The sequence below is a fragment of the uncultured Cyclobacterium sp. genome (genome assembly GCF_963976465.1).
Lineage (GTDB): Bacteria > Bacteroidota > Bacteroidia > Cytophagales > Cyclobacteriaceae > Cyclobacterium.
Genome location: NZ_CAXBOC010000227.1, coordinates 1 through 8,343, shown reverse-complemented (window position 1 = coordinate 8,343; position 8,343 = coordinate 1). Strand labels below are relative to the sequence as shown.

The window sequence follows — 8,343 nt, the reverse complement described above, 5'->3', positions numbered from 1 at the left end:
TTGAATTATTAAAAGAATACTATCAGGAAGAGTTGAAAAGGTTTAAGCAAAAGCCGGAAACAATTTTAGAAACTGTGAATGCCGGAGAGTTTCCTTTAGACCAGTACAGCGACAGCCCTGAAACAGCCGCCCTTATGCAAGTGGTGGTGGCTATTTATAACGTTGAAGAAGCAATTACCAAAACTTGATATGGACAAAGAAATTTTAGAAAACGGATTAAATGAAAACAGGAGAAAGTTCCTATCCAAATTAAGTCTAGGATTAGGGAGTGTTGCTTTGGGCTCCTTATTGGTACCCGATTTATTTAATGGTAGCCCCCAAATTGACACCGATAAATTAATGGCAAGTGTACCGCATTTTGCTCCCAAAGCCAAAAGGGTTATTTATATGTTCCAAAATGGGGCCCCTAGCCAGTTGGAATCATTTGATTATAAACCTATGCTGAATAAAAAAATAGGAGAGGAACTTCCCGACTCTATCAGGCAGGGGCAACGACTCACTGGAATGACTGCCGGGCAGTCTTCTTTCCCTTTAGTAGGCTCAGCTTACGGATTCAAAAGATATGGTCAATCAGGTGCTTGGGTCAGCGATCTCTTCCCACATACAGCAAAAATAGTGGACGACATATGTATTGTCAAGTCCATGCATACGGAAGCCATAAACCATGACCCTGCCCTCACCTTCTTCCAAACTGGAGCCCAGGTTGGAAATCGACCTAGCATGGGTGCATGGCTGAGCTATGGACTAGGCTCTGAAAACAATAACTTACCAAGTTTCTGCGTGCTCCTCTCCAGAGGAAAAGGAAATGGACAAGGCGTTTACTCCAAATTGTGGACGAATGGATTCCTGGAGTCAGTTCATCAGGGTGTGCAATTCTCCAGCGGAGATGACCCGGTATTGTACCTCAATGATCCGGAAGGAATGAGCAAAATGGACAGAAGAAGGATGCTTGACAAAATTGCTGCTTTAAATCAAATAAACTATGAATCCTTCGGAGATCCGGAAATCAGTGCTAAAATCCAACAGTACGAAATGGCATACAGAATGCAAACAGCCGTACCAGAAGTTACTGATGTCAGCAAAGAGCCGGACAGCATAGTAAAGTTATATGGCCCTGAATGTTTGGTCTCCGGCACCTATGCAGCCAATTGTTTACTTGCTAGAAAGCTATCTGAAAATGGTGTCAGGTTTGTACAACTTTATCACCAAGGATGGGATCAACATGGTAATTTACCCAATGAAATGGCCTTGCAAGCTAAGGATACCGACCAAGCATCTGCTGCATTAATTACAGACTTGAAGCAAAGAGGATTATTAGATGAAACTCTGGTTATCTGGGGAGGAGAATTTGGTAGGACCAATTATTGCCAAGGAAGGTTTTCTGCGGACAACTATGGTAGAGATCATCATCCCAGGGCTTTTTCCATGTGGATGGCAGGCGGAGGAATAAAACCGGGTGTCACTTATGGAGAAACAGATGATTTTGGATACAATATCATTAAAGATCCGGTACATGTTCATGATTTTCATGCGACCATGCTCCATTTACTAGGGGTGGAACATGAAAAGCTCACCTTCAGACATCAAGGAAGAAGATACAGGCTTACAGATGTTGCTGGAAATTTAGTCAAAGGCATTATGGCCTAACAATTTGAACCCTTGGTAACCACCCATTTTCATCTTATGTTAACAAATAAATTGAAGGTCATTTTAGGCCAAATACTTTTTGCTGTAAATATCTTTGTACTATTCATCGTATTGGCAGAAAGTAAAGTAATGATTCCGGACTGGCTCCATGTATTCGGAAGAATGCACCCATTATTACTCCATTTTCCAATTGTAATCATTTTATTGGCCATTGTATTGGTAGGCTTTCCAAATCTGCTTCCCAAGAAAGAGGACAGTATATTGTATGGCAAAGACTTTTTGCTATTGGGCGCATTTACTGCTGGGTTTACCGTTATCGCAGGGCTTTTTCTGTCTCACGAAACAGGTTATGATAAAGAAGCGCTATTTTGGCACAAATGGACCAGCTTAGGTATTTTCTGGCTTTCTTCCTTATTGTATTATTTTATTGACAGGCAAAGACCTCTGGCAATAAAAATATCAGCAACTTTTTTAGGCTTGATAGTTATAGTATCCGGCCATCTAGGTGCTTCCATCACCCATGGGGATAATTTTATCACAGCTCCACTTGAAAATATGGAAACGCAGACGGTAAGCCTTGAAGAAGCGGAAGTATTTGCACACGTAGTTTACCCCATCATCGAAAACAAATGCCTGAGTTGCCACAAGGCTTCCAAACAAAAAGGTGAGCTAAGAATGGATAGCCCGGAACATTTGTTCAAAGGCGGGGAATCAGGACCTGCCGTCGAACCATTCGATTCAGACAACAGTTTGATGACCCAAAGAATTAATTTACCAGAAGAGGATGAAGACCATATGCCTCCAGAGGGAAAACCTCAGCTAACTGAGGAAGAGAAGGCGATACTAGAAGCCTGGATTGGTTCAGGTGCCACAACAGATCAAAAAGTCTTAGCTCTTGCTGATACCAGCAGTATATATCCTTTGGCCATCAAAAAATTTGAATCAGCTCCAAAAGTCTATGCCTTCGACCCTGTTTCAGATGACATCATAGAGCCACTAAATAACTTTTACCGAAAAGTTCAACCTCTGGGAATATCCTCTCCGGCCTTGTCCGTGAGTTATTTTGGAAGGGCTAGTTTTGACCCTGAATCACTTAAGGAACTTGCTTCCATTCAGGAGCAAACCGTCTCTATCAACCTAAACAGCATGCCCATCAAAGATGAGCATTTGGCATCGCTTGGTTCCTTTCCTAATCTGGAAAAACTCTATTTGAATTTCACGGAAATTACGGGTCCAGGTCTTCAATCCTTAGTAGGACTAGAAAACCTATCCCTACTGTCACTTTCAGGGAATAATTTAACCGAAGAAGCTATTGCACCTTTATCGCAATTAAAAAATTTAAAAAAACTCTTCCTTTGGAATACGGGATTAACAGAGGAATCCCTGGAGAAATTAATTGCGGCTTTGCCACACACAACCATTGAGATCGGTACTGAGGAAAGGACTACTTTACTGATGTTGAATCCGCCTGTAATTAGTTTTGATAAAGCATTTTTTAAAGACAAGTTAACAGCGGAACTAACACATCCTATTGGCACCACTAGCATATATTATACACTAGATGGCTCAGAGCCTGACAGCAGTAATTTCTTGCTCTACGAGAAACCTCTCGAGATCACTGAGAATATTACTATAAAAGCAAGAGCCTTTGCTGATGGATGGATTGGTAGCAAGGTTTCGGAAGCGGAATTTATAAAGGCAACGCTCAGTCCTTCTTCTTTTGAAATGAATTATGCTCCTGAAGACCGGTACAAAGGAGATGGGAAAAACAGCCTTTTCGATAAAAAGAAAGCAATTCCTGATAGTTGGAACCTGAACTGGCTTGGCTTTATTAACAGTCCGCTAGAAGTGGAAATGGAATTTGAACAACCAACTGATATTTCCTATATGGCCATCTCCCTATGGCAGAATATAGGGTCGCGTTTTTTCCCTCCTCAAGAAGTGATAATTTGGACTAGACCGGATAAAAATCAGGACTGGAAACTTTCAAAATCCTTTCAACCTCAACCCTTGCGAAAAGACGACGATTCTTATTTACGTCAGGTTGAGATTCCTTACAAAGAAAAAAATGTTCAATACCTGAAAATGGAAGCCAAACCACTTGCGAAGCTACCTTAATGGCACGGAGCTGCAGGAAATAAAGCCTGGCTAATGGTAGATGAGATTGTGTTGAATTAAAAAAAGCCTGAACATTCAGGCTTTTTTTTAATCTTCGTCCTTCACTTCTTCTTCACTCTGTGCCAATAGATAAGCCTTAATGAATTCATTCAGCCCACCATCCAGTACCGCTTGCACATCTGATGTTTCATAACCCGTCCGCGCATCTTTCACCAACTTGTACGGATGTAAAACATAGTTTCTGATCTGTGAACCAAAATCTATCCTCATTTTACCGGACTCCACTTTGGCTCTTTCAGCATTTCTTTTTTCCATCTCCAGTTGGTACAAGCGAGATTTCAACATCTGCATGGCCTTTTCCCTATTCGCCAATTGTGAACGTTCAATTTGGCAAACAACTACTATCCCAGTAGGTTTATGGGTGAGCTGCACTTTAGTCTCTACTTTGTTAACATTTTGCCCTCCTGCTCCGCCGGATCGGGAAGTGTGTAACTCTATATCGGATGGATTGATATCAATATTAATGGTATCATCCACCACAGGATAAGCATATACCGAAGCAAAGGAGGTATGTCTCCTTCCACCACTATCAAAAGGTGAAATCCTCACCAATCTGTGCACACCGCTTTCTGATTTTAGGAAACCATAAGCCAAGGGGCCCACAAACTCCAAGGTTGCAGATTTAATCCCGGCAACTTCACCTTCCTGGTGGTCAACTTCTTTTACTTTATAGCCATTTTTCTCTCCCCACATGATGTACATCCGAAGCAAAATTGAAGCCCAGTCATTGCTTTCAGTACCACCGGCACCTGGGTTGATCTCTAGCATCGCACTCAGCTGATCTTCTTCACCACTGAGCATTTTTTTCAATTCCAGATCTTCTACTAATTTGAGATTCTTTTCAAAGTCTGCATCTACTTCCTCGGCAGAAACCTCCCCGGCATTGTAGAACTCAAACAAAACCTCTAAATCCTGAATACCTGTATCAACTGTTTCATACTGGGAGGTCCAGGCCTTTCGGGCCTGAATCTGCTTCATTACTTTTTCGGCCTCTTCCGTATCGTTCCAAAAGTCGGGCTGTGCAGAAACGGCTTCAAACTCTTCTATTTCAGATTTCTTACGATCGTAGTCAAAGATACCTCCTCAAGGCCGTTACTCGGGCCTTCAAATCTTTCAATTGATCTGATGTCATAATGATAAATTTTATTAATTACTTAAAATGCAAAATTGCTTAATTCCTATTAAACAACCAATCTAAAATCAAAATTTACTAGGCAAATGAAGACGCTTGAGTATGAAGCCTATGATGTCCAAAACCCCCTATTCTATCAATCTTCACAACAAGAAAATAGTAAAACAGATGCTCCATTGTGCACTACTCCAATTCACTTTTTCTAATCACCATTATTTTTCTCTTCCCTCCTACCTTGAATTTTTTGTACCGAAGTGATTTAAGGATAAACCCCGTACCTATCAGGGCTGCAGCAGTAGTTAAGACGCCGGAACTGTACCGTAAACTTCCATCATCGGCCAAACTATTAATCCCTCCTGCTAGGAGCAACAGCCCTCCTCCGGCAAATGGAAGTAAGGTTAAATTGTCCAGCGTTTGGTTTCGCTCATCCTTGTATCTAATGTCTATTGCTTCTATTTGCTTCAGGCTTAACACATTTTCACGCAAGGCGATGTAATCCTTATTAATTTCACGGATAAAATCCCTAATATAATAATCATTACCTTTCTGTAAATAGATAAACTCATCCCCTACTTTATAGGTGATGCGTGATTTCTGATTGGTACCTTTTTGAAGGATCAAATAGTTCTGTGCGAATAAATCGCCCTGAACAAAAATGATAAAACCTATAAGAAGGATCCCTCTATTGAAGAGATACATAGGCAAATTTAAATTCAATGGTCAAAAACTGGCCGGAAGATCAACTAATATTTCTTAATCCAATTGTATTTGTCCTCCACTTTACCATATTTAATATTGTCAAGTGCTTCTAAAATACGAACAGAAAATGCAGTAGGCGCCACTTCTTTCAATTCATAGTCTTTGCCATGAATATTTATTAAGCGGATAAAAGCTACTGTAGAGGCCGTACCCGTTCCGAATGCCTCTTCAAGTTTCCCTGAATTAAGCGCTTCTTCCAATTCTATCACTGTTAAAAACCGCTCTTCAACGGGCATACCCATTTCATGTGCTAAAGTAAGGACACTGTCCCTGGTGATTCCCTTAAGAATGGTTCCGGTGGTGGTTGGAGCGGTAATTAAAACCCCATCTATAACGAACATTACATTCATGGTACCACTCTCCTCTATGTATTGATGGGTCTTACCATCCGTCCATAGGAGTTGATCATAGCCGTCCTTTTGAGCCTTAAGGGCCGGGTAAAGTGATCCGGCATAATTTCCTGCAGCTTTAGCAGCTCCTGTACCCCCTTCGATGGCTCTTGCAAACCTCGTTTCAACTTTTACGGCTACAGGTTTGGCATAGTACTTTCCAACCGGTGATGCAAGAATCATAAATTTATATTTCTTGGAAGGCCTGATTCCCAGGTAATCGTCTGCAGCAAAAATAAAAGGCCTCAGGTATAAGGAACATCCCGCTTGCTTGGGTACCCATTCTCTATCTACTTCAAGTAGGCATCGCATTCCTTCCATAAATATCTCTTTCGGGATCTCCGGAATACACATTCTCTTCGCCGACTCATTCAACCTCTTTTGGTTGGCATCTCCTCGGAATACCAATATTTCCCCTTGCTCATTCCTGTAGGCTTTTAACCCCTCAAAGACAGATTGCCCATAATGCAGGGTCGCATTAGCAGGGTTAACTTGCAAAGGTGCATAAGGTTCGATTCTAAAGTTCTGCCACTTTCCTTCTATATAGTCTGCCACAAACATGTGGTCACTTGTCACCTGTCCAAAAGCTAGCTCATCAAAATTTATCTTCTCTAATTTTGAGCTTGATCCTTTAGTTATATCTATTTTAAACTGCTTGTCCATATCTTATTATCCACCTGATTTCCAAGTGATTTCATTTACATTTAATTCCTTCGCCAATTGTCTTCCCAATACAAACAAAAAGTCAGAAAGCCTATTCACATATTCCAACAATACTCCATCTACCGGAGAATTTTCTGAAAGCAAAACCATGGATCTCTCCGCTCTTCTGCAAACGGTACGAGCAATATGAGCCAAAGAAACCACCGGATGCCCTCCGGGGATAATGAAATTTTTTAATGGGGGAAGATTTTCCTCCATTTTATCTATTTCTATTTCAAGAAATCGAATGTCTTCTTTTTTAAAGACAGGCAACTTCACCTCCGTTTTCTCCGGCTCAGTGGCCAAAATTGCCCCCAAAACGAAAAGCCTGTCTTGTACTTTGTAGAGCACCTCACTAATAATTTCATTAGCTACATGATCCTTCAATAAACCTATATTTGCATTTAACTCATCAATGGTACCATACGCATCAATTCTTAAATGAGATTTATTGACTCTAGTCCCTCCAAAAAGGGATGTTTTTCCTTTATCTCCCGTTTTGGTATAAATTTTCATTTAATTTATAAACTGTGGGATTTATATAATTGTTTTGTCCACCACCGTTGGATTGGGATTTCTCTCATCGGATTCTACCAAGCCATCTCTTAGTCTGATTACCCGATGCGCATAATGTGCTATATCATCCTCATGGGTTACCATAATAATCGTATTGCCCTTTTGGTGCAAGACATGAAAAAGATCCATGATTTCATAAGATGTCTTACTGTCCAAATTACCCGTAGGTTCATCCGCTAAAATAATACTGGGATCATTTACCAGAGCCCTGGCAATGGCCACTCTTTGTCTTTGTCCACCGGACAATTCATTGGGTTTGTGATGAATTCTATCATCCAAGCCCACACTTTTAAGCGATAGAAAAGCCTTTTCTTCTCTATCCGTCTTATTGTAACCCGCATAAATTAAAGGCAAAGCTACATTCTCTAAGCAAGTAGCTCTAGGCAATAGATTAAAGGTCTGAAAAACAAAACCTATCTCCTTGTTCCTGATTTCTGCCAGCTCATCTTCACTCATGTCACTCACATCCTTGCTATTAAGTATGTATTGCCCTGAACTGGGGGTATCCAAACAACCTATTATATTCATTAATGTCGACTTGCCAGAACCTGAAGGCCCCATAAAAGCCACATACTCACCTCTATTTACGCTCATGCTTACCGATTTGAGTGCTTTAACTTCTTCGGTTCCCATTTTGTAAACCTTACGTATTTCTTTGGTTTTGATGATTTCTGGCATGGCTCGACATTTTAAATGTGAAGATAGGGTATATTGCTCAAAAACAGGAATTCAGCACCTTAAATTATATTAAAGGAATTATAGGAATTTCAACTGTAAGTCAGTCAAATCGTCCCTCTCAATCCACTCTCCCATTAATTTTAAGTTGGCACTGGCATACTGATCCAACCCAATTATACGACAATATTTAACTAACGTTATCCATAATAGTGGATCTTTATTGAATTGACAAGCTTCTTGTAGCAATTCATACCGCTTCTCGTCATCTTCTACTTGCTCAAG

9 protein-coding genes are annotated in these 8,343 nt (G+C 40.7%); 3 read left to right on the top strand and 6 right to left on the bottom strand.

Annotated elements, in window-relative coordinates; translation table 11 throughout:
- The 3 genes from AAC037_RS13485 to AAC037_RS13475 form a co-directional block, all read left to right on the top strand.
- Positions 1-188 (top strand): hypothetical protein (locus AAC037_RS13485; protein ID WP_339903480.1); only part of this gene is annotated, 188 nt, incomplete at its 5' end.
- A 1-nt stretch (position 189) separates the two neighbouring features.
- Entirely contained in the window at positions 190-1,647 is a 1,458-nt protein-coding gene (locus AAC037_RS13480) for a DUF1501 domain-containing protein (protein WP_339903479.1), read from the top strand.
- A 36-nt stretch (positions 1,648-1,683) separates the two neighbouring features.
- A complete protein-coding gene (locus AAC037_RS13475) occupies positions 1,684-3,765 on the top strand; it encodes a c-type cytochrome domain-containing protein (RefSeq protein ID WP_339903478.1) in 2,082 nt (693 codons plus the stop codon).
- 87 nt (positions 3,766-3,852) lie between these two features.
- On the opposite strand, the gene prfB is transcribed toward AAC037_RS13475, so the two are convergent.
- From prfB to AAC037_RS13445, 6 genes are all read right to left on the bottom strand, one after another.
- A protein-coding gene (gene prfB, locus AAC037_RS13470) for a peptide chain release factor 2 (RefSeq protein WP_339903477.1) occupies positions 3,853-4,957 on the bottom strand; the annotation gives its coding sequence in 2 pieces (ribosomal slippage) (positions 3,853-4,896 and positions 4,898-4,957; 1,104 coding nt in all).
- Positions 4,958-5,140: 183 nt separating this feature from the next.
- On the bottom strand, positions 5,141-5,656 hold the full coding sequence (locus AAC037_RS13465; RefSeq protein ID WP_339903476.1) for a hypothetical protein: 516 nt from the start codon (positions 5,654-5,656) through the stop codon (positions 5,141-5,143).
- Positions 5,657-5,700: 44 nt separating this feature from the next.
- Complete coding sequence (locus tag AAC037_RS13460) at positions 5,701-6,768, bottom strand: branched-chain amino acid aminotransferase (protein ID WP_339903475.1); 1,068 nt, start codon at positions 6,766-6,768, stop codon at positions 5,701-5,703.
- Between the two features lie 6 nt (positions 6,769-6,774).
- Entirely contained in the window at positions 6,775-7,323 is a 549-nt protein-coding gene (locus AAC037_RS13455) for a cob(I)yrinic acid a,c-diamide adenosyltransferase (protein WP_339903474.1), read from the bottom strand.
- 21 nt (positions 7,324-7,344) lie between these two features.
- A complete protein-coding gene (locus AAC037_RS13450) occupies positions 7,345-8,061 on the bottom strand; it encodes an ABC transporter ATP-binding protein (RefSeq protein WP_339903473.1) in 717 nt (238 codons plus the stop codon).
- Positions 8,062-8,139: 78 nt separating this feature from the next.
- A partial coding sequence (locus AAC037_RS13445) for a hypothetical protein (protein WP_339903472.1) occupies positions 8,140-8,343 on the bottom strand: 204 nt, incomplete at its 5' end.